Origin of the sequence: Thalassolituus sp. UBA2590 (genome assembly GCF_002339775.1) — a bacterium.
In the GTDB taxonomy this organism is placed as follows: domain Bacteria; phylum Pseudomonadota; class Gammaproteobacteria; order Pseudomonadales; family Oceanobacteraceae; genus Thalassolituus.
On record NZ_DDKU01000173.1, the window covers coordinates 1 to 2,653 of the forward strand.

3 protein-coding genes and 1 pseudogene are annotated in these 2,653 nt (G+C 50.8%); 3 read left to right on the forward strand and 1 reads right to left on the reverse strand.

Annotated features, from left to right (window positions below; translation table 11 throughout):
• Positions 1 to 188, forward strand: a pseudogene (locus B2067_RS14670) (adenosylmethionine--8-amino-7-oxononanoate aminotransferase BioA); the annotation flags it as partial.
• Positions 189 to 242: 54 nt separating this feature from the next.
• Here B2067_RS14670 and B2067_RS14675 read toward each other — a convergent pair.
• Entirely contained in the window at positions 243 to 935 is a 693-nt protein-coding gene (locus B2067_RS14675; protein WP_301388952.1) for a DUF502 domain-containing protein, read from the reverse strand.
• Positions 936 to 1,401: 466 nt separating this feature from the next.
• Between B2067_RS14675 and mraZ the strand changes: the two genes are divergently transcribed.
• Together mraZ and rsmH are read left to right on the forward strand one after the other, a co-directional pair.
• Positions 1,402 to 1,857, forward strand: coding sequence for a division/cell wall cluster transcriptional repressor MraZ (gene mraZ, locus B2067_RS14680; RefSeq protein WP_068435289.1), 456 nt, complete (start codon positions 1,402 to 1,404; stop codon positions 1,855 to 1,857).
• 2 nt (positions 1,858 to 1,859) lie between these two features.
• A partial coding sequence (gene rsmH, locus B2067_RS14685) for a 16S rRNA (cytosine(1402)-N(4))-methyltransferase RsmH (protein ID WP_414716542.1) occupies positions 1,860 to 2,653 on the forward strand: 794 nt, incomplete at its 3' end.

Genomic DNA, 2,653 nt, shown 5'->3' on the forward strand with positions numbered 1-2,653 from the left:
GCGTAATTGAACTGAAAGGCCCGGTCGATGTGAAGCGACTTCAGCCTGCCTGTGTCGATCGTGGTATCTGGGTGCGGCCCTTCGCACACAACTTCTATGTTATGCCGCCATACATCATGCGTGACGGCGATCTTGCTTTCCTGACCAGTAACATGGTTGGCGCACTGGCCCAGACTCTGGGCGAATAACTGGACCAGGGCCAGAAGGGAAGCCGTAGATTTGATTATCCTGGCGCCCCTGGTTCAGACATTGCTTGTCTGGGGGTGTTCTTTTTGTGGTTCAGCTTGATCGTCGGCAGCTGGGGCGTTTTCAGGTGCAGTGTTGTGGTCGTCGTGATGACGATGACGAGTCTGGCTTTGTGAAATACCCGCCGTTACCGCGAAGCGCATTGCATCCTCAACTGACCAGTCGACGAAGGTCAGGCGATCCTGAGGTAAGAACAGGGTGTATCCACCTACCATATAGCTCATCGGCAGATAGACCGGCAAAAGGTTGTCCGCGTGTGCACTTTCTGCAACCTGCTCCGGTACGTGATCTGCGGTCACGAAGCCCACAAGCTGACCGATACCCGGCATCTCGACCAGAACCACTTTTTGTGCCTTTGGTTTGTCTCCGTCAAACATGGCCGCGAAGTCTTTCACTGCGCCATACAGGGTTTTGACCAGAGGCAGTCGCAGGAAGGCATCCTCAACATACTGATAGACCCAGTTGATTGGATTCAGCTGAAACGCCAGACCAACCGTAAGCAAGGTCACCAGCATGACAACCACGCCCATGCCAGGAAACAGTACCAGGTCAGGATGTACGAGTTGCAGTGCCCTCACTCCAAGATCATTGAGGGAGGTTAGGGCTGACCATAGCAACCACACAGTGACCAGCAGGGGAAGTAAGACCATTGACCCTTTGATGAACGGCTTGAGCAACAAATGTTTCATTCTGTGCAGTGTTTCCTTAGAAAGTCCGCCGAGTGTAAAACGTCTGCCCCCGCATTGTCCTTATGTTTCCGATGACTCTGGCCAGTTTTTTCTGCGATGACTCCTACCGGGTAGGGCGTTGGTAATCGCTGTCTCAAAAGGTGCTAAGAACTTAAGTTTGTTAGTGGTCACTCTCATATAATAAAATTGTCTAAAACCGTGTAAGTGGCCACTAACTTAATAAGTTACTTTAACTATCAATCGCAGGTGGGGTGCTTCGTTTGGGTTTTACCCCCCACTTCTTCCCACCATTTCCCCCACCTTGGCTAAGTCCTTGTGTTTATTAAAAAAAATAGGTGATTTCACACCCTCCAAACGCTTGCAAAGGGGCAGTCTGATTCCTATAGTGTCTAATTGTGGAGAATAGTGGGTAATTGTGGGAAGTTGTTGATGTTAGTACTTACCCACATGGATTAAGGACGGACGCATGTTTCGCGGTTTAAACACGATCAATCTGGACGCCAAAGGGCGCCTGGCGATCCCGGCTAAGTTCCGGGAACGCCTGGCGGTGCTTTGTGGTGGCCATATGGTTGTGACGATCGATACCGAAGAGCGTTCTCTACTTATCTATCCCGTCAATGAATGGGAAGAAATCGAAGCGAAAATCACCTCCCTGCCAACGTTTGACCCGCGTGCACGTCGTATTCAGCGCTTGCTCGTTGGTCATGCTACGGATGTAGAAATCGACGGCAGTGGCCGGATTCTGCTTCCGGCTGCGTTGCGTGAGTACGCTGGCCTTGAAAAAGAAACAGTTCTGATCGGTCAGGGTAAGAAGCTGGAGCTATGGAGTAAGGACTCCTGGGAAGGTACCCGGGATGAATATCTGGAGCAGGTGAACGACGAGAGTCAGCTGTCCGAGCAAATTATGAGTATTTCCCTGTGACCATTTCGCCTGAGTTAGCACATACCACTGTTCTTCTGCATGAAACGGTGGACGGATGCGTAACCGACCCAGATGGGACTTATGTTGACGGCACATTTGGTCGGGGTGGTCACAGTCGTCAGCTGCTCAGCAAATTGGGTGATCAGGGGCGTCTCATCGGTTTCGATAAAGATCCTCGAGCCATTGAAAGTGGTAATGAACTGGCGGCTGAGGATGGGCGCTTTCAGATAGTGCAGTCCAGTTTTGCTGATATGAAGTCTGCGCTTGCTGCGCTGGGTATTGAGAAAGTGAACGGCATTCTTCTGGATCTGGGGGTTTCGTCCCCACAGTTAGATGATGCTGAACGCGGTTTTAGTTTTATGAAAGACGGCCCACTCGATATGCGCATGAATCCTGACGCTGGAATAAGCGCTGCAGAGTGGGTGGCTACAACGCCCGAGGCTGAGATTGCCCGAGTACTGAAAGAGTACGGTGAAGAACGCTTTGCGAAACGCATGGCAAGAGTGCTCGTTGAAAAGCGTAAGAACGAAGAAATTAATCGCACGCTGCAGCTCGCAGAAATTATTAAACATGCAAATCCCGCATGGGAAAAACACAAACATCCAGCGACCCGTGCTTTTCAGGCGATACGAATCGCGGTGAATAACGAGTTGGGTGATCTGGAAAATGTCCTGGCTGACAGTGTCGATCTTCTCCTGCCTGCTGGGCGTTTGTCAGTGATTAGTTTTCACTCTTTAGAAGATCGCATGGTGAAACGCTTTATCCGTGCGCAGGAAAAGGGAAAGGAATTACCACC

Coding starts and splice junctions, on each gene's coding strand:
- mraZ (WP_068435289.1), top strand. CDS start 1,402: ATGTTTCGCGGTTTAAACACGATCAATCTGGACGCCAAAGGGCGCCTG.
- B2067_RS14675 (WP_301388952.1), bottom strand. CDS start 935: ATGAAACATTTGTTGCTCAAGCCGTTCATCAAAGGGTCAATGGTCTTA.